Annotated in this window: 17 protein-coding genes and 1 pseudogene; 5 read left to right on the forward strand and 13 right to left on the reverse strand. The window is 67.6% G+C overall.

The window, feature by feature from the left end; genetic code table 11:
- Nucleotides 1-5: 5 nt before the first annotated feature.
- Nucleotides 6-896, reverse strand: a complete 891-nt coding sequence (locus tag ACE11G_RS00700) for a universal stress protein (protein ID WP_006896908.1) — start codon at nucleotides 894-896, stop codon at nucleotides 6-8.
- 402 nt (nucleotides 897-1298) lie between these two features.
- Between ACE11G_RS00700 and ACE11G_RS00705 the strand changes: the two genes are divergently transcribed.
- Nucleotides 1299-2168 carry an SDR family NAD(P)-dependent oxidoreductase gene (locus ACE11G_RS00705; RefSeq protein WP_045538555.1) on the forward strand — a complete coding sequence of 290 codons (870 nt, stop codon included), beginning with the start codon at nucleotides 1299-1301 and terminating at the stop codon, nucleotides 2166-2168.
- Nucleotides 2169-2203: 35 nt separating this feature from the next.
- Here ACE11G_RS00705 and ACE11G_RS00710 read toward each other — a convergent pair.
- Nucleotides 2204-3687, reverse strand: a pseudogene (locus ACE11G_RS00710) (DUF222 domain-containing protein).
- A gap of 215 nt (nucleotides 3688-3902) precedes the next feature.
- Between ACE11G_RS00710 and ACE11G_RS00715 the strand changes: the two are divergent.
- Both ACE11G_RS00715 and ACE11G_RS00720 read left to right on the forward strand, forming a co-directional pair.
- Entirely contained in the window at nucleotides 3903-4628 is a 726-nt protein-coding gene (locus ACE11G_RS00715) for a hypothetical protein (RefSeq protein WP_006896904.1), read from the forward strand.
- Nucleotides 4628-6637, forward strand: a complete 2010-nt coding sequence (locus tag ACE11G_RS00720) for a YhgE/Pip domain-containing protein (protein ID WP_006896903.1) — start codon at nucleotides 4628-4630, stop codon at nucleotides 6635-6637. Before ACE11G_RS00715 ends, ACE11G_RS00720 begins: the two co-directional genes overlap by 1 nt.
- A 56-nt stretch (nucleotides 6638-6693) precedes the next feature.
- On the opposite strand, the gene ACE11G_RS00725 is transcribed toward ACE11G_RS00720, so the two are convergent.
- The 3 genes from ACE11G_RS00725 to ACE11G_RS00735 all read right to left on the reverse strand — a co-directional run bounded on the left by ACE11G_RS00725 (nucleotide 6694) and on the right by ACE11G_RS00735 (nucleotide 8667).
- Nucleotides 6694-7530 carry an endonuclease domain-containing protein gene (locus ACE11G_RS00725; RefSeq protein WP_062367215.1) on the reverse strand — a complete coding sequence of 279 codons (837 nt, stop codon included), beginning with the start codon at nucleotides 7528-7530 and terminating at the stop codon, nucleotides 6694-6696.
- 195 nt (nucleotides 7531-7725) lie between these two features.
- On the reverse strand, nucleotides 7726-8079 hold the full coding sequence (locus ACE11G_RS00730) for a YidH family protein (RefSeq protein WP_062367218.1): 354 nt from the start codon (nucleotides 8077-8079) through the stop codon (nucleotides 7726-7728).
- A 42-nt stretch (nucleotides 8080-8121) separates the two neighbouring features.
- On the reverse strand, nucleotides 8122-8667 hold the full coding sequence (locus ACE11G_RS00735) for a DUF1697 domain-containing protein (RefSeq protein WP_062367221.1): 546 nt from the start codon (nucleotides 8665-8667) through the stop codon (nucleotides 8122-8124).
- 32 nt (nucleotides 8668-8699) lie between these two features.
- Between ACE11G_RS00735 and rnhA the strand changes: the two genes are divergently transcribed.
- Nucleotides 8700-9161 carry a ribonuclease HI gene (gene rnhA / locus ACE11G_RS00740; protein ID WP_062367223.1) on the forward strand — a complete coding sequence of 154 codons (462 nt, stop codon included), beginning with the start codon at nucleotides 8700-8702 and terminating at the stop codon, nucleotides 9159-9161.
- 56 nt (nucleotides 9162-9217) lie between these two features.
- Here the strand turns inward: rnhA and ACE11G_RS00745 are convergent, their stop codons facing one another.
- The 6 genes from ACE11G_RS00745 to ACE11G_RS00770 form a co-directional block, all read right to left on the reverse strand.
- Entirely contained in the window at nucleotides 9218-11146 is a 1929-nt protein-coding gene (locus tag ACE11G_RS00745) for an ABC transporter ATP-binding protein (protein WP_062367225.1), read from the reverse strand.
- Nucleotides 11143-12876: an ABC transporter ATP-binding protein gene (locus tag ACE11G_RS00750; protein WP_006896897.1), complete on the reverse strand. Its 1734-nt coding sequence runs from the start codon at nucleotides 12874-12876 to the stop codon at nucleotides 11143-11145. The genes ACE11G_RS00745 and ACE11G_RS00750 overlap by 4 nt, the downstream gene beginning before the upstream one ends.
- Before the next feature lie 63 nt (nucleotides 12877-12939).
- Nucleotides 12940-13737 (reverse strand): family 1 encapsulin nanocompartment shell protein, encoded by a 798-nt coding sequence (locus ACE11G_RS00755; RefSeq protein ID WP_006896896.1) that lies wholly within the window; start codon nucleotides 13735-13737, stop codon nucleotides 12940-12942.
- A 104-nt stretch (nucleotides 13738-13841) separates the two neighbouring features.
- The gene (locus ACE11G_RS00760; RefSeq protein ID WP_006896895.1) at nucleotides 13842-14849 is read right to left on the reverse strand and encodes a Dyp-type peroxidase; all 1008 of its coding nucleotides are present in this window, start codon (nucleotides 14847-14849) and stop codon (nucleotides 13842-13844) included.
- Between the two features lie 96 nt (nucleotides 14850-14945).
- Nucleotides 14946-15902 carry an alpha/beta hydrolase family protein gene (locus ACE11G_RS00765; RefSeq protein WP_006896894.1) on the reverse strand — a complete coding sequence of 319 codons (957 nt, stop codon included), beginning with the start codon at nucleotides 15900-15902 and terminating at the stop codon, nucleotides 14946-14948.
- A 282-nt stretch (nucleotides 15903-16184) separates the two neighbouring features.
- On the reverse strand, nucleotides 16185-17957 hold the full coding sequence (locus ACE11G_RS00770; protein ID WP_006896893.1) for a long-chain-acyl-CoA synthetase: 1773 nt from the start codon (nucleotides 17955-17957) through the stop codon (nucleotides 16185-16187).
- Between the two features lie 211 nt (nucleotides 17958-18168).
- Here ACE11G_RS00770 and ACE11G_RS00775 point away from each other — a divergent pair, with 211 nt between their 5' ends.
- The gene (locus ACE11G_RS00775) at nucleotides 18169-19845 is read left to right on the forward strand and encodes an FAD-binding dehydrogenase (RefSeq protein ID WP_006896892.1); all 1677 of its coding nucleotides are present in this window, start codon (nucleotides 18169-18171) and stop codon (nucleotides 19843-19845) included.
- Nucleotides 19846-19893: 48 nt separating this feature from the next.
- Here the strand turns inward: ACE11G_RS00775 and ACE11G_RS00780 are convergent, their stop codons facing one another.
- Nucleotides 19894-21438, reverse strand: coding sequence for a DUF3068 domain-containing protein (locus tag ACE11G_RS00780; protein WP_006896891.1), 1545 nt, complete (start codon nucleotides 21436-21438; stop codon nucleotides 19894-19896).
- A 42-nt stretch (nucleotides 21439-21480) separates the two neighbouring features.
- Nucleotides 21481-22869, reverse strand: a complete 1389-nt coding sequence (locus ACE11G_RS00785; RefSeq protein WP_006896890.1) for an AarF/ABC1/UbiB kinase family protein — start codon at nucleotides 22867-22869, stop codon at nucleotides 21481-21483.
- Nucleotides 22870-23034 lie beyond the last annotated feature (165 nt).

Raw genomic sequence — 23034 nt, forward strand, 5'->3', positions numbered from 1 at the left:
TGCGATCAGCGGTCTTCGTGAACGACCATCACCGGGCATCCCGCCACCTGCAGGACCGCCTGACTCGTCGAGCCGAGGAGGAGACCGCGGAAGCCTCCGTGACCGCGGCTGCCGATCACCACCAGCTGAGCATCCGCTGCAATCCGGTTGATCTCATCGGCGGGGGTGCCGGCGGTGATCACGGTGGTGGTCTCGACGCCGGGGAAATCGTCGGCGTAGGCGGCCAGATGCTCTGCCAGCGTCTCGTCGGCTTCCGTACGGGCGCGCTCCAAGACGCTGGGGTCGTCGTAGAACTCCTCGCCGGTCAGTCCGCCGTAGGCATGCACTGCGGTCAGCGAGGTGCCCAGCGACGCGGCTTGATCGAAACCGTGCGCGATGACCGCCTCCGACAGTGGGGAGTCGTCGACGCCGACCACGACGGGCCCGGTGCCGGGGCGGTCGTCCACCGCGTCGTCCCTGCCGGGCACGACGACCACCGGGCAGTTCGCGTGCGCGGTGATGTCGGTGCTCACCGAGCCCATCAGCAGCCCTTGGACTCCGCCGAGGCCGCGGCGTCCGACGACCAGCAGGTGCGCCCGCGTCGAAGCATCGCGCAGGACCAGCGCGGCCCTGCCCTCGACGATGTGCCGATGAGCGGTGACGTCAGGCGCGACCTCCGCCGCGAGGTCGGTCGCGGTCTGCGTCGCGGTCTCGGCGAATGCCCGGGCGGCACGGATGGCGGCGTCTTCCGCGGAGAGGCCGGCGAAGCTGAACTGTGGGCTGAACGGGTGGACGGCACTGACGATGTGCAGGTCGCGGTGCAGGCGAGCGGCGGCCAGTGCGGCCCAACGTGCGGCGTTCAGGGCCTCGACGGAACCGTCGACGGCGACTACGACGGGGGCATCGGCTGACGACATCTCGACATCCTCTCCTCTATTCTCCACCTCCGCCGGGGGCTGCGGCGGTGCTCGGACGACTCAGCAGCTTGACGTCGTCTCGCTTCGACTCTACTGACGGCCGATTGGCTGGGGCGGTGCCGTCGCAGCGAACGTCGGGTCAGGAATCAGCTGGCGCGTGGAGACAGATCGTCCTGGTGTTCTACGCGGTGACCGCGCAGGCGCCGGCCGGCGACACGATGAAGGTCTTCCGAGGTCTGTCGAACTCGAGGTGAGCCGACCGGCCGGGCTTCGAGTGTCCGAGAAGTGTCCAATTTCTTGGACAATCCGGTGCGGTCGGTCTCTTGAAGAATGGTGCCGTATGCGCGGACGCACGACCAGCGGCGTTCCGGCGAAGATCTCATCCGATTGGGAGGATTACCAATGCTGAGATTCGACGGCAAAGTCGCACTGATCACGGGTGCCGGTCGCGGCCTCGGACGGTCGCACGCAGAACTGCTCGCCGAGCGGGGAGCCGCTGTGGTGATCAACGACCTCGATTCGGCTGCGGCGCAGGAGGCCGTCTCCGCGATCACCGCGGCGGGCGGACGCGCGGCAGTGGCGACGGGCGACATCACCAAGGACGCGGAGGCGGTCGTGAACGCGGCGGTCGACGCCTTCGGGCGGCTCGACATCGTGGTGAACAACGCGGGCGTGGACAGCCCGTCCCCGTTCGGCCCCACGGCGGTCGACTCGATCAGGCGGCACATGGAGATCAACTTCCTCGGAACCGTCGCCGTCACCGCGGCGGCATGGCCGCACCTGGTGGCGAACAGCGGTCGGGTGGTCAACACCTGCTCGCCGACGCTGTCGGGCTGGGAGGGCGAGAGCGCCTACGTGGCGTCGAAGGGGGCCGTGTACGTCTTCACCCGGACGGTGTCGATCGCGGCGCTCAAGTCCGGAGTCCGCGTCAACGCGATCGCCCCGACCGCGTACACCCGGATGGCGTCCGAGGCGGATCTGCCGGATGCGCTGAAAGAGAACCTCAAAGCCAACTACACGACAGCGATGGTGTCGCCGGTAGTCGCCTACCTCGCGCACGAGGAGTGCAGCATCAGCGGAGAGACGATCCTTGCGCAGGGCGGACTGATCCAGCGCTTCTCGCTCGCGATGAACGACGGCTACACGAACACGGAGATCACTCCGGAGGACGTGAAGGATCATCTCGAGGAGATCCTCGACGACAGCTCGGCGAAGCCGCTCGGTGTGGTGGGGTCCGAGAGCGAGACCTCGCTGCTCGATCTGTTCGAGTGAGCTGTCCCCGTCACGACGTCGGCGGGGCAGTAGCGTCAGGCGGCGGTGAGGCGGGCCAGGTAGCCCTCGATGCGGGAGTCCTCCGGTCCGGGCGGGGCGTGTGGACCCTGATCGGGGAGCAGCTCCGCGTGGTGAATGTGGTTGACCCGCCACGCTTTCCGCCCGTGGCCAGTCGTGATCGGACGCCAGGCGACGCGTCCGGCGTGCGGGCCGTCGTTCAGGATCATGGTCTCCCAGTCGCCGAGCATCTTGCCGACCGACCGATTATGCCGTCCGCACGCGGCGCCGAGGTGATCGATGTTCGTCGGGCCGCCGTCGGCGGAATCCGGGAAATGATGGGCTTCTGTTCGCGCGAACGGCGCCGTGCAGCCGGGTGCGGTGCAGCCGCGGTCGCGGGCGAACAGCATCAGACGTTGAGCCTTCGAGGCGAGGCGCCGTCCCCGACCCAGGTAGAGCGGCTGACCCTGGCGTGGGAGAACACCGCCAGATGCGGCGTCGCGCCGGATGCCGCCTCGACCAGCTCGGCCACCGGCAACCTTGTTCCGGTCGCGGTGAGTGCGATTCCGGCGTGTTCGCGGAGTTCTTTGTCGGTGACGGTGATGACCAGCTGCGACGACAGCCGCCCACCGCCGGTGGTGCCTGCGGCGGTGAACGCCCGCTCAGCATCCAGCAGGGTGACGAGCGCGTCGTGGCCGCGTTGCCCGGCGGTGCGATCATCGCGCTCGGCGGCCGCGGCGAGCGCTGCTGGGTCGGCTGCCTCGCGTGCGCCGCATGGGGAGTCGGGGTCGGCGGGGTTGTTCATGCCGGGCGCGGCCCAAGACTCGAGCGTTACCTCCAACTTGGCCCGCAGAGCCGGGGTCAGGGAGGCGGTGACTTTGCTCATCAGCTGCCGGTCCTGCGGCATGAGCGCGAACTTCCGCCGGCGTTTGCGGTCCCGCTCGTCAGTGAGTGACCCGTCCGGGTCGAGATGGGCCAGGAGTCGGTGTCCGGCGGTGCGGACTCCTTCCGGGGTCAGCTCCCGGGCCACCGAAGCCAACTGGACTTCGGCGAGTTTGCGGGTCTGAGTGTCGACGGCGGCGGGGATCTTGTCCATGATCGCGTCGATCTCCAGCACATGCGCGGTACCGATGGCTCCGGCATTGACCGCCTCGGCCGTGGCCGGACACGCCGGCGTGAGAGTTTGGCCTTGCATGCCGGTGAATCGGCCGATCGCCGCGACAGAGGTCCGCCGACGACGGGCTTCACCGTCGCCGAGGTGAAGCCCCGACGACAGGTATTGATGCAGTGACAGGAAGCCGTCTTTGCGGTAGGCGCCGCGGTCGGAGACTTCCACCAGCAGGGCCGCGTCTACCCCGTCCAGCCGGCGATGCACGTGCTCGAGGGCTTCGGCGGTCTCCAGCAACTCGCGTTCGGTCACGGCGGCGAAGCGAGCGGCGGCGAGCCGGGTCGTAGCGGCTTCGATGACCGCGGCTAGCGCGGCCGGGTCCTCCGGCAACACCAGCGACGACTGTGCATCCATCCTGCTCACCGCCTCCCCGTGGTGCTCGACGACTGTGTGATCGTCGGTATGGGTGAACACTATCCCGGCCCTACGACAAAACGGCCTGACCTGCGTATGCACGGACCACCGCATCGCGTGGCCCTCGCCACAGCACCATCTGATAACGTGTGTTTGCACACTCGCGTGAGTGTGGAGACCTGCGAAGTGCTGCCATCCGACTACGCTCCTGGTTCATGACTGACTACCCCGAGACGGCCGCCATGGCCGTCGTCGCGCGCGGAATCGCCCAGAAGGGCCCGTGGGGACAGGTGTACGGTCCCCTCGACCTCGACATCCCGATGGGCGGGCTCACCGTATTGCGCGCCGAGCCGGGTCCCGGACGCACGGCGCTGCAGATGACGATCGCCGGCCGGATGAAAGCCAAGACCGGGCGGCTCGACGTGCTCGGCCGCACGTCCGCGCGAGCGATCTTCAAGGTCGCCTCGCTCGCGGGGGTCGCCGCCCTCGACGACGTGTACGCCTCGGTCCGAGTGGTCGACCTGCTGACCGAGAAGATGCGGTGGGACGCGCCGTGGTACCGGCTGATCCGGAGATCGACCGAACAGGATCTGGAGCGGATCTGCCGTCCGGTGTTCGGCGACCTGCCGTTGCCGGATCTCACCGCATACGTCGAGGAGCTCTCCGAACTCGACGGCCTGCTGCTGCGCGTCGCCCTGGCCAACACCCGGCGGCTCCCGTTGCTGGTGGTCGGCAACATCGACCAGGTGTCCAGCGACGACGATCAGCGCATCCTGATCTCCCGTCTGGCCGAGCTGGGAACCGGACAGACGGTCGTCACGACCACGGTGAACCGCATCGATCCCGCACTCGGGTACCGGGCGTTGATCGACGTTCCGTCGATGCTGCCGAGAGAGACTTTCCACGCGCCCGCAGGCGCCGACTCCGAGGGGGAGATCTGATGCTGGCGGGAATGTCGCTGGGCACCGAGCTGAAGCGCTACTCGAAGGGGGCGATGCCGCGCATCGCCATCGTCACGATCATCCTCATGCCGCTGCTCTACGGTGCGATGTACCTGTGGGTGTTCTGGAATCCGTTCGACGAGGTCTCGAAGGTCCCGGTGGCACTGGTGAACGAGGACCAGGGCGTGAAATCGGGCGCGTTCGAGATCAACGCGGGCGATCAGGTCGCAGACCAGCTGCTGACCTCCGGACAGCTCGACCTGCACGAAGTGAACGCCGATGAGGCGGCCACGGGCCTGGCCCACGGAGACTACTACTTCACCATCACCATCCCGCACGATTTCACGTCGGCGATCACGTCGGCGACCACACCGAATCCGCACAAGGCGAAGATCGAGTTCACCTTCAACGACGCCAACAACTACCTAGCGGGCATCATCGGGCAGAACGCCGCGGCGCAGGTGACCCAGGCGATCAACGACAAGGTCGGCCAGCAGGCGGTGGACCAGGTGCTGGTCGGACTCACCACGGCGGGCAAGGGCATCGAGAAGGCGGCGGACGGATCGGCGCAACTCGCCGACGGACTGCACACGGCGAACTCCGGCGCACACGAACTGGCCTCGGGATCACGCGAACTCGCGACCAACATGGTCACCGCCCGGGACGGCTCCGCCGAACTCGCCGCGGGGACGGCACAACTCGCGAACGGGATCGACGCGGCCACCACACCACTGCTCGGATTGCTCAACAGCGTGCAGTCGTCGGGGGTGAAGCCCTCTGCGTACGCGAACGACGCCGCGAAACTGTCGTCGGACCTCTCCGGCGTGCTCGACCTGATCAGCGCTGCCGGTGCCGGACAATCGCAGGCGGAGAAAGCCGTCTCACAGGTCGCCACCGCTCTCCGCAACAGTTCCGACCCCAACATGCGCGCCCTCGCGAACGGGCTCGCGCCGGTTCAGGACTTCCTCCGAACCCAGGGTGTGACGCCGTCGACCACCGCGACCGTGAATCGGTTGGCGAAACAGTCCGACGCCCTGTCGGCCCAGCTCGGGGACGCGAACTCACCGTTGCGCAGCACCTTGGCGATGCTCGAGAACGGCGGTCTGGCGAGCAAGGTGGGCGAACTGCGTGACGGTGCCGGACAGCTGAAAACCGGTGCGGCGCAACTGCACAGCGGACTCATCCAGCTCACCGACGGCAGTGAACGCCTGGCGACCGGGGCCGGTCGACTGGCCGACGGCACCACCGAACTGTCCTCGGGTGCCGACGAACTGTCGAGCGGGCTCGCCGACGGGGTGAAGCAGATCCCGAACTTCGGCGGCACCGAGCAGCGGCTCAAGACCGCGTCGAATCTGTCGCAGCCGGTCGCGCTGAGCACGTTCACCGAGAATCGCGCGCCCACCTTCGGCACCGGCTTCGCGCCCTTCTTCCTGTCGTTGGCGATGTTCATCGGCGCCATCATCATCTGGATGATGCTGAAGCCGCTGCAGTCGCGGCCGGTGATCGGCGGCCTCGGCGGTCTGCGATCGGTCCTCGCGTCGTACTGGCCGGCAGTGCTGATCGCCGTCGCGCAGGTCGTGGTCATGTTCGTGGTCGCGCACTTCGCGGTCGGACTCGACGCCTTCCATCCGCTGGGCATGGTCGGTTTCATGCTTTTGGTGTCGGTCACCTTCCTGGCGATGATCCAGATGTTCAACGCGGTCCTGGGAGCGGCCGTCGGCCGGGTGGTGTCGCTGGCGTTCCTGATGGTGCAGATCGTCGCGTCGGGCGGCATCTATCCGGTTGAGACCACAGCGACACCGGCTCAATGGTTCCACCCCTACGACCCCATGGGCTACGCCGTCACCGGTCTCCGCCAGGTCGTCAGCGGCGGCATGGATCACCGGCTGTGGGTGTCCGTGGCGGTCCTGGCCGGGGTGACGGTGGTGTCGCTCGCGATCAGTTCCTGGGCGGCCAGACGCAACCGGCAGTACACCATGACGCAGTTGTATCCGCCCATCGAAGTGTGAGCCGGGCCAGATTCCCCGGTGAGACGCGGCGTAGCTCGTGTCGAGGTCGCCGGTCCTCATCGGGGAATCTGATCCGTGAAGTGGCTGCGAAGGTGCGCGCCGCGGCGGATTGCCGTCATGATCCGGGCGTTGGTCTCCGGCCAGCGGAAGACCACATCGTCATAGGTGAATCGCAGTGGGTAGTAACCCAGTTCGAGAGCAATGGCATCGCGGGTTCGGTCGTTCTGGAAGTGCCTTCGGTCGCTGTGGAACTCCCATCCGTCGATCTCGATGCTCATCCAGCGGCCCACTAAGAGGTCCACGCGCCCCAGACCGTCGATCGTCACCTGTATCCGGACCTTGACGTTCTGGCTGTGCAGCCGGAATCTCGTCATCGTCTCCGGTCCTGACTCGGCCCGGCCGTCGCAGCGGTCGATGAGTTTCGTGATGTGCCGGGGCGCGGCGCGGAACTGATACTCGATCTGTTCGGCGGTCATGAGACGCTTGTTGAGAATCGAATCGCAGACCACGACGAAGCCCTCGTCGTCGAGGCATCGCGCGGCATGCCGGAGGGCAGTGGGGACGTCGTCGACGAGTCCGCACTCGGGCTCGGGCCGACCGAACTGGCGGCAGAACGGTCCCTTTCGGTTCCGGACCGCCGAGCTGTTCCCGCGGACATGGAACCGATGGTCCTCGGGCGTCCAGACCCCGTGCCGATTCAGTGCGGTGACGCAACTGATGACGCCGCCTCGCCGCACTGCGGCGATATCGGCGGCAGCGGGCTCGCCGACCGCGTACCAGCCGTGCCGTACTCGCCGCGCGGTCTTCTCGCGGATGAGGATGTCGAGGTCGGCGCGCCCGAGCATCGCGAGGAGATCGCGGTGCGGATACACCCCGTCCGGAATGCGTTCCATGTCGCCACGATCATCCGAATACGGATGCGGTACATGGCTTTCGGCCGCTCAAATGCAGATTGTGGACCGATCGGGGCTTCTCCACAGCATCGTGCCGGGCGGATCAGGTTCCCCGCTCAGCGGCACCATGCCCGTAGGGGAGGTGGTAGCGCTGAGCGGGGAAATCGGTCCGAGCCAACCCTGAACGGCGCGGGTTCAAACGAAGATGACGAAGCCCGCGGCGATCACGACCATGGCGACCGTGAGTGCCCACACCGCGGCGGGACCGGGCATCTGTCCGCCGTTGTCGAGGACGTGGTTGACCCGCTGCCACCGCCACGCACCGGTCAGGGCTGCCAGTGCGCCGAGGACGACGAGCGAGACGCCCAGGGCGGTCTTGGAACCGGTGACCCCGAAGTCGTCCACGATGTGCAGGACCGCGACGCCGGCCGCGATGAGTCCGAGCGCGGTACGGAGCCATGCGAGCATGGTCCGTTCCGCGGCGAGGGTGAAGCGTGCGTCGGTGGCGCCCGGGGGCGGCGGCGAGGGGGTTCGATCCTGCTCAGTCATAGCGGTGCCGGTTCATCATTCCGTGACGTCGTGGTCGTGATGTCACTGTCTTGACGTCTGCTGTGCGAGTTCGATCAGCTTCGCCGTCGTCCGAAGATTACGTCCGGTGCCGGTGACACCGAGCCCTTTGGCGATGCGCGCGGGCGTCAGCTTGGAATTGCCCACGCCGGCGGGCGCGGGATAGTCGATGTGAAGATCCCTGCCGATCACTCGCATGCGTTCGCCGTTCCCGAAGTCGCGGGCGCAGAACTCGGCGGCGGCGTCCGGATCGGGTACTCCGGTGAGGAAGTAGATGAGTCCGTGCGGCGGGTCGCCGAACGGATAGTCGGCCAGTGCTCGGGACATCTCGTCGGGGGTGCGGCCGATGGCTTCCCGGAAGTACCCGAATTCGTCGGAGATCGCCTGCTCCAGGGCGCGGTCGAACCCCTCGGGATCTCCCGGCGGTGTGCACAGGAGATTGCCGGAGGCGATGTACGTGCTGACGTCGTCGGCACCGAGTGCGGTGGCGATCTCGCGCAGGCGCGCCATCGGCAGCTTGGCGCCGCCGACGTTCACGGCGCGGATCAGAACGATGCGGCCAGCGGCCATTCGGATCTCCTCACCCGGTAGCGTTGGACGTCATGAGCGACGCCGGAACCACTTCGAAGATAGTGGAGATCTCGACTGATGGTGCGTGCCTCGGAAACCCGGGCCCCGGGGGCTGGGGAGCGATCCTGCGCTACGGCGACATCGAGAAGGAGATCTCCGGCGGCGAGGCCGACACCACCAACAACCGGATGGAGCTGACCGCGGCGATCGAGGCGCTCCGTGCGCTGAAGCGACCGTCGACCGTGATCCTTTACACCGACTCCAGCTACGTCCGGAACGGGATCACGAAGTGGGTCGCGGGCTGGCAGCGCAATGGCTGGAAGACGGCGAGCAAACAACCGGTCAAGAACGCCGACCTGTGGCAGGAGCTCATCGCCGCCGAGGACGTGCACACCGTCGAGTGGCGCTGGGTGAAGGGCCACGCCGGCGACAAGTACAACGAGATCGCCGACACCCTGGCCACGAGTGCGGCCCGAAGGCTGCGGGACGGCTAGGACAGGACCCCGCACCTCACCGCACCACACGAGGGAACGAAGAACGACGAGAGCGCTCACACGGGAGCGTCCACATCCTCGATCGGCGCCGAGAACTGGGCGTTGTACAGCCGGAAGTACGCGCCACGACGCTCCAGCAGCGACTCGTGGTCGCCCTGTTCGACGATCTGCCCGTTCTCCATCACCACGATCAGGTCCGCGTTGCGGATCGTCGAGAGCCGATGCGCGATCACGAAGCTCGTGCGGTCCTTGCGGAGATTCGCCATCGCCTTGCCGATGAGCAGTTCTGTGCGGGTGTCGACCGAACTGGTGGCCTCGTCGAGAATGAGGATCGTCGGCTTGGCGAGGAAGGCGCGCGCGATGGTGATCAGCTGACGCTCACCCGCGCTCACTCCGCCGCCCTCGTCGTCGATCACGGTGTCGTACCCGTCCGGCAGGGTGCGGACGAAGTGATCGACGTGGCTGATCCAGGCCGCCTCCATGACGTCCTCACGGCTGGCGGCGGGATCGCCGTAGGCGATGTTGTCGTAGATCGTGCCGCCGAACAGCCACGAGTCCTGCAGCACCATGCCGGTGCGCTCCCGCAGGTCATCGCGGGTCATCTCGGACGAGTCCACACCGTCGACGAAGATGGTTCCGCCGTCTATCTCGTAGAACCGCATGATGAGGTTCACCAGGGTCGTCTTGCCGGCACCGGTCGGTCCGACGATCGCGATCATGTCGCCCGGCTTGGCCTCGAGTGAGAGGTTCTCGATCAGCGGCTGGTCCGCGCGGTAGCGGAACGAGACGTCGTCGAAGACGATGTGTCCCTCGTCCACCGCGGGAGTCTTGGGCGCTGTCGGATCCGGCTGCTCCTCGTCCTCGTCGAGAACGTCGAAGATGCGTTCGGCGGAGGCGACGCCGCTCTGCATGAGGTTGAACATCGAGCCGATCTGGGTGAGCGGCTGGGTGAACTGGCGCGAGTACTGGATGAACGCCTGCACCTCGCCCAGGCTGAGCTGTCCGGAAGCGACGCGCAGACCGCCGACCACCGCCACCGCCACGTAGTTCAGGTTCCCGAGGAACATGATCGTCGGCATGACGATGCCGGAGATGAACTGAGCCCGCCACGACGAGGCGAAGAGCTTCTCGTTCCGGTCGTCGAAGACGCGTTCGACCTCGGCTCGCCTGCCGAAGGCGGTGACCAGTTCGTGGCCGGTGAAGGCCTCTTCGATCTGCGCGTTGAGGGCGCCGGTACTGGTCCACTGACCCACGAAGTGCGGCTTGGACCGCTTGGCGATCAGCGCGGTGGCGATCGCCGCGACCGGAACGGTCGCGATCGCGATCAGCGACAGCAGCGGCGAGATCGTCAGCATCATGATCAGAATCGCGACCACCATCAGCAGGGAGTTGAGCAGCTGGCTGATGGTCTGCTGCAACGACTGCGACAGGTTGTCGAGGTCGTTGGTGACGCGGCTGAGCAGATCGCCGCGCGCCGAGGCATCGTAGAACGACAGCGGAAGTCGGTGGATCTTGCTCTCCACCTCGGCTCGCAGCTTCGTCACGGTTCCGACGACGACCTTGTTCAGAAGGTAGGCACCGAGCCAGCCGAGCACCGCCGAGGCCGCGTACAGGGCCAGCACGGTCGCCAGAATCCGGCCGACGGCGGTGAAATCGACTCCGTGGCCGGGGATCACGTCCATCGACGAGACCATGTCGGCGAAGGTGTTCTGTCCCTTGGCGCGCAGGCCTTCGACAGCCTGCTCCTTCGAGATGCCCGACGGCAGTCGCGCCCCCACCACACCGGCGAAGAGTTCGTCGGTGGCGTCGCCGAGGACCCGCGGAGCGTACGCGGTCAATGCGACGGATCCCACGATGGAGCCCAGGACCACGAGCATCTTTCCTCGATGATCACCGAGACGACGAACGAGGCGCTTCAGCGACGGTTTGAACGACTTGGCCTTCTCCAGCGTGGGAGCGGCTCCGGGAGGTCCGCCGCGGGTCATGCGCCTGCTCCGATCGACAGCTGAGACTCCGCGATCTCAGCGTAGGTGGGACACGACTGCAGCAACTCGGTGTGGGTGCCCAGACCGACGATCGTTCCGCGGTCGAGGACCACGATCTGGTCGGCGGCGGTGATCGTCGAGATGCGCTGTGCGACGACGACCAGCGCCGCATCGCGGGTGGCGGGCACCAGGGCCTCGCGCAGACGCGAGTCGGTGGTGAGATCGAGCGCCGAGAACGAGTCGTCGAACAGGTAGATCGACGGCTTCCGGATGAGTGCTCGCGCGATCGCCAGCCGCTGACGCTGACCGCCGGAGACCGTGGTACCGCCCTGTGCGACCGGAGTGTCGAGACCGTCGGGCATGGCGCGGACGAAATCGGCGGCCTGCGCGATCGTCAGGGCCTCCCACATCTCGTCCTCGGTGGCATCCGGTTTGCCGTTCCGGAGGTTGCTCGCGATGGTGCCGGAGAAGAGGTAGGGGCGCTGGGGGACGAGACCGAAGTGCCTGCGCAGTGCGTCGGGGTCGGCGTCGCGCAGGTCGGTGCCGCCGATCGTGATGGATCCGCCGGTCACGTCCAGCATCCGCGGCAGGAGGTTGATCAAGGTGGTCTTGCCCGATCCCGTCGATCCGACGACGGCGGTGGTGGTGCCGGGCGCGGTCTGGAAGCTGATCCCGCTGAGCACGGGCTCGTCGGCGCCCGGGTAACGGAATTCGACGTCGTCGAGGCGCAGGACGGCCGGATCGCCGACGATCGGTTGCGGGGCGGCCGGCGCGGTCACGGTGGTCTCGGTGTCGAGGACCTCGCAGATGCGGTCGGCGCAGACGCCCGCCCGAGGCGCCATCATCGCGAGGAACGAGGCCATCATCACCGACATCATGATCTGCATGACGTAGCTGATCATGGCGGTGAGCGCGCCGATCTCCACCGATCCGTCGTTGACCGCGTGCGCGCCGAACCAGAGCACCGCGACCAGCGTCAGGTTGGTGATGAGCATGACGGACGGGAACATCAGCGCCATCATGCGGCCGACGCGGAGGGACGCCTCGGCGAGGTCGTCGTTCGCGCTGCCGAAGCGTTCGGTCTCGTGCTGTTCACGGACGAAGGCACGCACCACGCGAATGCCGGTGACCTGCTCGCGCATGATGCGGTTGACGTTGTCGATGCGCGTCTGCATCGCGCGGAACCCGGGGATCATGCGCGAGATGATGAGGCCCATCGTGATCCCGAGAACCGGGACGGCCACCACCAGCACCCATGAGATGGGCGCTGCCACCCGTACGCCCATCACGATGCCGCCGATGCCCATGATCGGAGCCGTCACCAGGATCGACATCGCCATGACCGCCAGCAGCTGTACCTGCTGCACATCGTTGGTGGTGCGGGTGATGAGCGAGGGGGCACCGAACCTGCCGACTTCTCGGGTGGAGAATCCGTTCACCCGGTGGAGCAGATCGTGCCGGATGTCGCGGCCGCCGCCGAGCGCGGCCCGCGAGCCGAAGTACATCGCGGCCACCGAACCCGCGATCTGCGCGAGCGACACCAGCAGCATCCAGCCTCCGGTGGAGAGGATGTAGCCGGTGTCGCCGTTGGCGACGCCGATGTCGATGATGTCGGCGTTCAGGGTGGGCAGATACAGCATCGCGGCGGTCGCCACCAGCTGGAGGCAGACCACCGCGACGACCGCGCCACGATAACGGAGGACATACGTCCGCAGTAGGCGAATGAGCACGGGTCCACATTACGTGCGGTGTGTGACACGCGCGATCGGGATTCGCGCGCCGCCCGTGCGGCGCTACGTGAGCGCGACCGCAGCCTCCGGGGTGTATGTCAGGTACGTGAAGGACTCGAAGAAATAGAGGTTCACCGTGTCGGCGTCGTGCGAGTCGTAGCCGATCGACACGTCCTGACCGATCGACAGTTCGAAGTCGCCACCCCGGGTGCTCAGCAGGAAGCCGCTGGAGATGGCCGGCGCCCAGACGATCTCGCCGTCGACCAGGATCCGGCGCAAGTGGTCGCGCACCGGGTTGCCGTGATCGGAGGTCTCGTTCACCTGCGTGTAGTGCTCCGCCGACAGCGCGAGCGAGTACGGGCCGTCGACCGACTCCAGACGCAGCTTGCTGATCGCCTGGCTGATGGCCTCCGGGTAATCGCGGACGTCGTCGGGCAGCGCGATCGAGTTCACGCCGGACTCGTGGGCGATGCCGTTGATCTTGGCGGCCGCGTAACCCTCGAAGATCGCGCGGTCCTCGGCCAGAGCCAGTTCGCGCGCGGCGCGAACCACGGGGTCCCAATCGGAATCGGAGGCGCCGCGGTCGACGTTGTCGATCGCCTCCCGGGTGACGGTGAACGGCACCTTGAACTCCACCAGCGGCTGAGTGTGGCGCAGGAAGGCGGTGATCCCGTCGGCCGGCGAGTCGATCTTGGTGCGGTGCCCGCGGGTGACGGAGTCGACGTCCAGTCCCAGCGGACCCTTCACGTCGACGAGACGACGACCGGCGATGTTCCGCTTGAACGAACGGGACGCCTCCTCCTCGATCTCGGCCCACGCAGCGGCGGAGATGGGAGCGAGTTCGCGGTGCAGATTGTTCATCGTGTTTCCTAACTCGGTGTGGTCGTGCGGTGGTCGGAGGGAACTGGGACTGTGGGAACTGTGACTGGGAACGCTGACCGGCCCGAGCGGCCGGTGATCGCCGGCTATCGGAGGGAGCCGATTCCGAGCGAGCCGTCCGACCGGGCGTCGGGCTGTTCCGGGGCGGTCTCGGGGACCGGGCCGGGGGCGGGCGGCTGTTCCTCGAGGAAGTCGCGGGTGGGCACGAAGAACTGCGCTCCGCTGACCGCGGTGGTGAAGTCGAGCAGACGATCGTAGTTGCCCTCGGGCTCGCCGATGAACATCCGGCGGAGCATCTCCTCGCTCACATCAGGCGCGCTCGAGTACGCGATGTAGAACGTGCCCTTCTCTCCGCTTCCGGAGATGTCGCCGTACGGCATGTTGTCGCGCACCACGTCGATCTCGTTGCCCTCGTCGTCGGTCACGACGTTGAGCGCGATGTGCGAATTGGCCGGCTTCACATCGTCGTCCATCTCGATGTTCTCGAGTTTGGTGCGGCCGATCGCGTTCTCCTGCTCGGGCACCGGGAGACCGTTCCACGACTCGAAATCGGTGACGTACCGCTGCGTGACGACGTAGCTGCCGCCGGCGAAATCCGGATCCTCGTCGCCGACGGTGATGGCGTCGATCGCCTCCTGCCCGACCGGGTTCTCGGTGCCGTCGACGAAACCGATGAGGTCGCGCATGTCGAAGTAGCGGAAGCCGTGAACCTCCTCGACGGTGGTCACGGCGTCGCCGAGGCGTTCGGTCCAGCGCTGGCCCACTTCGAAGCACAGGTCCATGCGGTCGGCCTTCACGTGCAGCAATAGGTCGCCCGGGGTGGCGGGCGCCGAGTGCACGGAACCGGCCAGCGCGGTGAACGGCCGCAGCGACTTCGGGCGCGGGCCGGCGAACAGCCGATCCCATGCCTGCGATCCGATTCCGACGATCGCCGTCAGCGCCGACTCGGGGGCGCGGGAGCCGACCGCCGTCGACAGTCCGGGCAACTCGGCCAGCGCGTCGCGCACCGCGGCCTCGCCGCCGTCGTTGACGGTGAACACGAGAAAGGCGGCGGCGCCGGTCTTACGGGTGAGGATCGTCTGAGGCGTGGGCACGGAACCAGCCTAACGCGGCGATCGGACAGTTTCCGGCGCAGACTCACGATGGCCGGCACCCTGGCGGGTGCCGGCCATCGTGAGCGGTGTGTCCGATCAGAAGAACGCGGGGCGGAACGTGGTGGCCCACGACTGCTTGAAGCGGTCCTGCCAGTAGTCCCACCAGTGCGCGCCGTCCGGAGTGATGTGCGTGGTGAGGTGCACGCCGGGGACGGTGGCGACGCGGGCGATGTACAGCTGGGAGCTGGTCGACGCCGCGACCTCCAGCGGAACCATCTGGGCGAACTTGACGGGGTTGAAGCTGCCGCTGCCCGGAGTCAGGCTCGAGTCGTACTTGCTGCCGACGCCGGTCCCGGAGGAGACGTACACGTAGTGCCCGGCCAGGTTGCCCGCCGACAGGAACGGGTCGTTGGCGAACCACTCGCCTGCGGGGTAGAAGCCCCACATGTTGGTCGGGTTGCCGCCCATCTCGGCCACCGAGGCCTGGATGCCCTGGGTGAAGCCGGGCATGGTGACGGTCGGGTAGCCGCTGTAGGACGCGACCGCCTTGTAGAAGCTGGGGTGCCGCGAGGCCAGGTTCAGGGCCGCGGTCCCCGACATCGACAGGCCGGCGATGCCGTTGCGTCGGTTGTCGCTGTTGTGGTGCTTCTTCATGTACGCGGGCAGCTCACGCGTCAGGAAGGTCTCCCACTTGTTGACGCCGAGCTTCGGGTCGCGCTGCTCCCAGTCGGTGTAGAAGCTGCCGCCGCCGCCGAACGGGATCGCGACGTTGGTGCCCTTGCCGACCATCCAGCTGTCGACCCTGGTGTTCTGCAGCCAGCCGCTGGTGTTGTTCGGGGCGCGCAGGCCGTCGAGCAGGTAGAGCGTCGGCTTCGGGCCGCTCCCGCCGCCGTCGACGATGCGGACCGGGACTTTGCGGTGCATCGCGTTCGAGTACACGTACTCGGTGGTGCCTGCGGCCTGTGCCTGCGGCGTGACGGAGACTGCGGTGCCGACGAGGGTCGCCAGGGCGGCGACCGCGATCGTCAAGCGCTTGCCGACGCTCTTTCGCATATGAATCCTTCGGTCTGTTCGGTCGCGGGAGCGACTGTCGTGTCACCGGATCGGGGCCGGAGCGGTGCCCCGATCTCGATCCGTGAGCCGATCGGCCCGAGTCGCTGCGGGTCGATCGACCCGCAGCACCCCCGCACGAGTGGTGAGATTAACGGACTCCCGACGCTGCTGCAAAGGCAAGAGGGCGATTCGGTGCTGGTCGTAGCCGTTTCGGGACCCGTTTGCGGCGGTCAGGTCACAAATCGATAAACCCCGCGGGATTTGTCGGCGACGGCGCCGGATTCAGGCCATCCGGACGTAGCCGTCATCGCCGAGCTCGTACACGGGGTCCGCGCCGGTATTCGCGTAGCCCTCCTCGCGGAGCGCAACGCGCTGATTCTTGAAGGTCGACGTGCGGGCCAGCGCCGGCACCACCCGGAGGTACAGCGGCACCGCGTAGTGCGGTAGCCGGGCGCGCAGCTCGGCTGCGACCAGCCGGGGGTCGAAGTCGTCCTCGACGACCACCGCGGCCATCCCGGCGCGACCGTCGGCACCCGGCACCGCCACCCCGTAGACCACCGACTCGGCGACGCCGGGCACCGCGTTCAGTGCGGCCTCCACCTGGGTGGTCGCCACGTTCTCGCCCTTCCAGCGGAAGGTGTCGCCGAGGCGGTCGACGAAGGCGACGTGCCGGAACCCGACGTCGGCCACCAGATCGCCGGTGTTGAAGTAGGAGTCGCCGTCCTTGAGGGCGTCGCGGACGATCTTCTTCTCGGTGGCGGCGGGATCGGTGTATCCGTCGATCCGGGCCAGCCGGGTGATCTTCCCGAGCAGCAGTCCGGGTGTGCCCTTCGGGACCTCGATCACGCGGCCGTCGGGGCCGCGGACCGGCAGTCCGGTCGCTTCGTCCGCTTCGACCACGATGTACGGCAGGGGACAGAAGCCGACGGTCTTGCGCTGATCGAGGATGTTGACGAACCCGATGTTCGATTCGCTCGCGGCGTAGAACTCGACGATCCGGTCGATCCCGAACCGGTCGGCGAATTCGTCCCAGATCTCCGGGCGCAGGCCGTTGCCCGCGGCCAGCCGGATCGAATGCGCGCGGTCGGTGGGCCGGGGCGGCTGAGCCAGCAGGTAGCGGCAGAGTTCGCCGATGTAGCAGAAGGCCGTCGCCTCGTTCTCGATGGCCTCGTCCCAGAAGCGGCTCGCCGAGAACTTCGGACTGATGGCCAGGCAGGCGCCGGCCGCGAGCGCCGTCGCGACACAGACCGTCAGCGCGTTGTTGTGATAAAAGGGCAGCGTGACGAACAGGACGTCGTCGGACCGCAGCCGCAGGCCCATCGAGAATCCGTTCATCGCGGTCTGCCAGCGCCCGTGGCTCATCACGCTGGCCTTGGGCCAGCCGGTGGTACCCGAGGTGAAGATGTAATACGCGGGGTCGTCGGCTCGCACATCCGCGGTCGCACGCGGGTCCGCTTGCACCGCGGGATTCCGGGCCGCGAGCGCGGAGCCCCGCGCGTCCATCTCGGCCAGGGCGATCGGATCGGTGTCGACGCCGGTGAGGGCGCCGAGTTGCTCGCCGCATTCGTCGTCGTGGAGTACGACGAGCCGGGCGCCGCGGCGGTTCGCGTCGTCGAGCACACCGAAGCTGTGATCCAGGGCGTCGCCCGGCTGCGTGTGGTTCACCATTCCCGTCACCGCGCCGAGCTTGACGATCGCGAGCATCGCGATCACGCATTCCGGACTGTTGTGCGCCATCACCGCGACCACGTCGCCGCGGCGGACCCCGTGCTCGGCCAGCACGGCCGACCACCGGTTGGCGCGGCGGTTGCACTCGCCGTACGTGTGGACGGTGCCGCCGGTGCGGAGGAAGGGACGATCGGGATGGCGTGCCGCCGCCGCGGCGAAGGCCCGGCCCACACTCCATCTCCGGTGTTCGTCGAAATGAATGAGCGACGGCCGTTGCCGGGCCAGGACCGGAACGTCGCGCAGCAGCCCCAGGACGCCCCGCGCCATCGACGCCCAGGTGACGGGATCGGCTGCCGCGGAATGAACGGTCGGGGTCGGTGCGGCCACGGGTGCCTCCTCGTCAGACGAATCGTGCGTGTCGTCTCAGTATCGGGCCGTGCGCGCCGCGGCGTGGCGAGTTCGGTCGCCGCGGGACGTCCCCGCTCTCGCCCGGTGCGCGTGGGACTTCCGCCCGTCGGCGGCCCCGGCCGGCGCGGGTAGTGTCAGTCCCGACGGCCTGTGCGATGGGCCACACATCTTCGCGGAGAGGACGAGTCGGGTGTTGAAGCAGACGCAAGCGGCGGACGCCATTGTGGTGGGCGCGGGGTTGGCGGGACTGGTCGCCACCTACGAACTGACCAAGGCGGGGCGCACGGTGGTCGTCGTCGATCAGGAGAATCGACAGAATCTCGGCGGCCAGGCGTTCTGGTCACTGGGTGGACTCTTCCTCGTCGACAGTCCCGAACAGCGTCGGCTCGGCATCAAGGACTCGCCCGACCTCGCTCTCCAGGACTGGATGGGATCGGCCGGCTTCGACCGCGACGACGAGGACTACTGGCCGCGGCAGTGGGCGCGGGCCTACGTCGAGTTCGCGTCGACGATCAAGCGGCAGTACCTGCACGATCTCGGTCTCCGTTTCACACCGGTGGTCGGATGGGCCGAGCGCGGGGGCGGATTCGCCGACGGCCACGGCAACTCCGTGCCGCGGTTCCACCTCACCTGGGGCACCGGGCCCGAGGTGGTCCGCATCTTCGCCGAGCCGGTACTCGAGGCGGAGAAGCGGGGACTGGTCACCTTCGCGTTCCGGCACCGGGTCGATGAACTGATCGTTGAGGACCGTGCGGCGGTCGGGGTGCGTGGGCGGGTCCTCGAGCCCACCGACGCCGAGCGCGGCGTACCGAGCTCTCGCACCGAGGTCAAAGACTTCGAGCTGCGGGCGGGGGCAGTGATCGTCACCTCCGGCGGCATCGGTCACAACCACGACCTCGTCCGCGAGAACTGGCCCACCGAGCGGCTCGGCCCCGCGCCGGAGTTCATGATCGCGGGCGTTCCCGACTACGTGGACGGACGCATGCTCGGGATCACCGAGGCCGCGGGCGGAAACATCGTCAATCGCGACCGGATGTGGCATTACACCGAGGGCATCATGAACTGGAACCCGATCTGGTCCGACCACGCCATCCGCATCATTCCCGGCCCCTCGTCGCTGTGGCTCGACGCGAACGGAAATCGTCTCCCCGCGCCCAACTTCCCCGGTTTCGACACCAACGCCACCATGAAGGCGATTCTGGACACCGGCTACGACTACTCGTGGTTCGTCCTCACCAAGTCGATCATCGAGAAGGAGTTCGCGCTGTCGGGATCCGAACAGAACCCCGACATCACGGAGAAGTCGCTGAAGACCGCGGCGAGGAGCCGCCTGGCCAAGGGGATGCCGGGGCCGGTGGAGGCTTTCACTCGGCACGGAGTCGACTTCGTGGTCCGCGACAATCTCTCGGATCTGGTGGCCGGGATGAACGAGATCGGCCGCGGTGGCCACGTCGATCTCCAGTCCCTCGAACGGCTCATCTCCGCGCGAGATTCACAGGTAGAGAACTCCTACAGCAAAGACGCGCAGATGATGGCGGTGCACAATGCGCGGAACTACCTGGGCGACAAGGTGGTCCGCGTCGCCAAGCCGCACCGTCTACTCGATCCCGCACACGGCCCGCTGATCGCGGTGCGCCTCAACATCCTCACCAGGAAGACGCTGGGCGGTCTCGAGACCAATCTCGACTCGCAGGTGATGCGTCCCGACGGCAGCGCCTTCGACGGTCTGTACGCCGCGGGCGAGGTCGCCGGCTTCGGCGGGGGCGGCGTTCACGGCTACAACGCGCTCGAAGGAACCTTCCTCGGCGGCTGCATCTTCTCCGGGCGCGCCGCGGGACGGGCGGTGGCCCGACAGTCGCGCCTCTGATCGCCGCCGTCCGGCCGGATCACGCATCCGGCCGGACGGGGCCGTCGGTCAGCGCTCGTGCCGGCCCGGCTGATCCTGGTCGGGGGTGCGGTAGCGCTCCACGTCGGGCATCGGGCGCGTCGGATCGGCGAACGGATAAGGCGAACCGGACTGCGCGCCCTCAGATCCCGGGATCGGGGCGAATCCGTCGGCGGGAGCCCCGAACGACTGGGTCTGGGCCTCATCCATCGGTGACGAGATCGCACCGTAGCCGCCGATGGCCTGGGTGGACGGCTCCTGCGGAGTCTGCGGCAGCACCGTCGTCGTCTCACCGGCGGAGTACTGCTCGTACGGCCCGCCCTGCGGCGTCGGAATCACCGTGGTCTGGGCCTCCGGGCTCGCGGCTTCGCCCGCACCACCGTCATCCGGCGTCGGCTCGTCGCCGCGGGTCTGGTCGGCGTCGTCCGGCCCGTCGCCGCGTCGGCGCCCCAGCCACACCAGCACGGCCCAGGCGATCAGGAACAGCGCACCGAGCACACCGAGGATGATCGGCGTGATCGTGCCGCCCCACTTGAGCTGGTCGAGGTAGCTCTGGGCCCGCTGCGCCTGGTGCGAGACCGTCTCGTCGTTCCACTTGAACGTGCCCTTCAGCGCATCCATGCGGAAGTCGCGGACGGCGCGCGGCGAGTCGTCGCTGTCGTCCGGCGACTTGAAGTACTGCTCCTGGTCCTCTTCGCCGTAGACGATGGTGCCGGTGACGGGCTCCACGTACACATTGCGCGTGGCCTTGGCGTAGCGGTGCATCGTGACGATGTCGTTCGGCTTGACGCCCTTGCCCTTGATGCCCCACCACTTGGCAGGCATGTCCAGGATGGTGCCGAGCGGTGCGTCGCCCTGCGGATTCGGGAGATTCGAGAGGTCGGTCTCGGGAACGTCGGCGACGAAATGGTAGGTCTTGACGCCGTCGATGGTCTTCTCGCCGACGTACTTGGCGATCGCGTCCTGACGGGTGGTGGTGTCGTAGTAGTAGTACTCGCGCTTGCCGACGTCGAATCCGAACTTGTACTGGAAGCCCTTGCGGTCCTCCAGCTTCACCGAGGCCTCCTCGACGTTGCCGCCCTCCGGGACCGCCTCCAGCTGCAGTTCGCTCACTGCACCGTTGGGCGCGGATGTCTTGCGATTCACCGACACTCGGTCGACTGTCGCGTTCAGCAGGCCGTCGTTGCACTTGCGGTCGGCGTCGCTCGACGCCATCGTCGGGTCGCTCTCCTTGCCCGCGGCGTCGCGGACGCGGTCGATCTGGACCGTCTGGCCGGACTGCACCGTCGCCTGGTCCTTGTTCGACGGCTCGACGATGACCGACCGCCGCTGCTGCGTCAGATGAGCCTCGAGAGTCGCAGCCTTGGACTTGGTGACCGAGCAACGGTCGAAGATGGTGGCCGGGAAGCGGTTCGCCGAGTCACCGTCGGTGGGAACGGTGGTCGCGACCGACGTGATGTCGAGGTCGAGGGGCACCACCTTCAGCCTCGGCACCAGGTAGGTGGGGACGGCGATGGCCGCGACGATGCACGCGACGCCGAGGAAGGCAAGCAATGCCAGCGCGGCACGTTTCATATCGGGTCGTCTCCTCTGTATCGGTCGATCTGCGTGCTTCGGTCAGCTCTTCGTCGTGTCGGACGCCGGCCGGCGACCACGTCGGTCGCGTTCGGCTTCCTTCATGATTCCCGCCATGTAGCCGTAGATCTCGCGATCGGAGATCGCCTTCCAGCGCGGAGCCAGCAGCTTCATGTATTTCTCTACATACAACAGTTGTTTGCCGACGAGCACCAACTCCCGCGGAAGCCGCGCGTCGTGGGCTTTCGCGACTGCGGCGAGCCGGCGCCCCAGATCGGTGTACGACATCGAGGCCATGTCGGTGGCAGACAACGGTGCGGCCACCTTCTCGATGTCGGCGCCGCCCTGGGCCGTCGACCCCGGATTGTGCACCGCGCCCAACAGGAAGATCGCGCGTCCGGCGGCATCGTAGTCCTGTTTGACGATGAGGTCGACGACCAGTTGCCGGAGGATGCGGCGGGTGCGCGCGTCGAACCGGCCGACGATGCCGAAATCGAGCATCACCAGCTTCCCCTGGTCGTCGACGAGGACGTTCCCCGCGTGCAGATCGCCGTGGAACAGTCCGCCGTGGAATGCCGAATCGAGAAGTGAGAGGAGCAGATTGCGGCACAGTGCCACACCGTCGTGCCCCGCGGCCCGGACGGCGCGGACGTCGTCGATCCGGGTGGCGTGGATCCGCTCCATGGTCAGCACCCGAGCGGTGGTGAGCTCGCCGTACACGCGCGGGACCCGGACTCGGTCGCCGAAGGGACCGGGCTGCAGACATTCGAACCACTCGGCCATGGTGGCGGCCTCGTTGCGGAAGTCGAGCTCGGAACCGAGTCCGTCGGCGAAGTCCTCGACCACGTGGCGCGCGCTGAGCATGCGGCCGTACTCGGACATCTCCACGAGCCCGGCCAGACGTTCCAGAATCGCGACGTCGGGCGCCAGCCGGTCGGCGATGCCCGGTCGCTGGATCTTGACGACCACCTCTTCGCCCGATGCCAGCGTCGCGGTGTGGACCTGGGCGATCGAGGCCGACGCGATCGGTACCGGATCGAACTGCGCGAAGACCGCTTCGGGCTCGGCGCCGAGTTCTTCGACGAAGACCTGCCGCACCAGCGCGGGGTCGGCCGGTCGGACTCGGTCGAGCAGGGTCTCGAATTCGTCGGCCATGGTGTTGCCGAACACTCCCGGGCTGGACGCGATCAGCTGACCGAGCTTCACGTAGGTGGGACCGAGGTGCTCGAACGTCCGGCGCACCTCATGGGCGACGTCGGAGGTGCCCGGCGGGCGCCCGCGCAGCAGTCCGGTCACCGCGCCGAGCGCCAGCCGCCCGGCGCCGGCCGCGGCGTGGCCGGCGGTGGTGGTGAAGCGGGTGACCTCGGTGACCGCCGAGACGCTGGGCAGGCCGGGGCGTGCCTGCGCGCTGGGGGATTCCTGATTGGTCATCACAGTTGCCCAAGTGTAGTGGGCGAATGGGCGCCGACCGCCGGGCCGACGCGGCGGTCGTCGTGTCGGGGTCGAGGCAGGGGGCCACTAGTGCTCCGGCTCACGGCGGCGTAGTCTCGACCGCATGTTTTCGATCGACAGTCGATAACCTGTCGATCGCCTTTC

This window comes from Gordonia sp. PS3, assembly GCF_041950545.1.
GTDB classification, from domain to species: Bacteria; Actinomycetota; Actinomycetes; order Mycobacteriales; family Mycobacteriaceae; genus Gordonia; species Gordonia sihwensis.

Excerpts from the sequence above, each read along its gene's own strand:
- ACE11G_RS00700 (WP_006896908.1), bottom strand. The coding sequence starts at position 896 with ATGTCGTCAGCCGATGCCCCCGTCGTAGTCGCCGTCGACGGTTCCGTC.
- ACE11G_RS00705 (WP_045538555.1), top strand. The coding sequence starts at position 1,299 with ATGCTGAGATTCGACGGCAAAGTCGCACTGATCACGGGTGCCGGTCGC.
- ACE11G_RS00715 (WP_006896904.1), top strand. The coding sequence starts at position 3,903 with ATGACTGACTACCCCGAGACGGCCGCCATGGCCGTCGTCGCGCGCGGA.
- ACE11G_RS00720 (WP_006896903.1), top strand. The coding sequence starts at position 4,628 with ATGCTGGCGGGAATGTCGCTGGGCACCGAGCTGAAGCGCTACTCGAAG.
- ACE11G_RS00725 (WP_062367215.1), bottom strand. The coding sequence starts at position 7,530 with ATGGAACGCATTCCGGACGGGGTGTATCCGCACCGCGATCTCCTCGCG.
- ACE11G_RS00730 (WP_062367218.1), bottom strand. The coding sequence starts at position 8,079 with ATGACTGAGCAGGATCGAACCCCCTCGCCGCCGCCCCCGGGCGCCACC.
- ACE11G_RS00735 (WP_062367221.1), bottom strand. The coding sequence starts at position 8,667 with ATGGCCGCTGGCCGCATCGTTCTGATCCGCGCCGTGAACGTCGGCGGC.
- rnhA (WP_062367223.1), top strand. The coding sequence starts at position 8,700 with ATGAGCGACGCCGGAACCACTTCGAAGATAGTGGAGATCTCGACTGAT.
- ACE11G_RS00745 (WP_062367225.1), bottom strand. The coding sequence starts at position 11,146 with ATGACCCGCGGCGGACCTCCCGGAGCCGCTCCCACGCTGGAGAAGGCC.
- ACE11G_RS00755 (WP_006896896.1), bottom strand. The coding sequence starts at position 13,737 with ATGAACAATCTGCACCGCGAACTCGCTCCCATCTCCGCCGCTGCGTGG.
- ACE11G_RS00765 (WP_006896894.1), bottom strand. The coding sequence starts at position 15,902 with ATGCGAAAGAGCGTCGGCAAGCGCTTGACGATCGCGGTCGCCGCCCTG.
- ACE11G_RS00780 (WP_006896891.1), bottom strand. The coding sequence starts at position 21,438 with ATGAAACGTGCCGCGCTGGCATTGCTTGCCTTCCTCGGCGTCGCGTGC.
- ACE11G_RS00785 (WP_006896890.1), bottom strand. The coding sequence starts at position 22,869 with ATGACCAATCAGGAATCCCCCAGCGCGCAGGCACGCCCCGGCCTGCCC.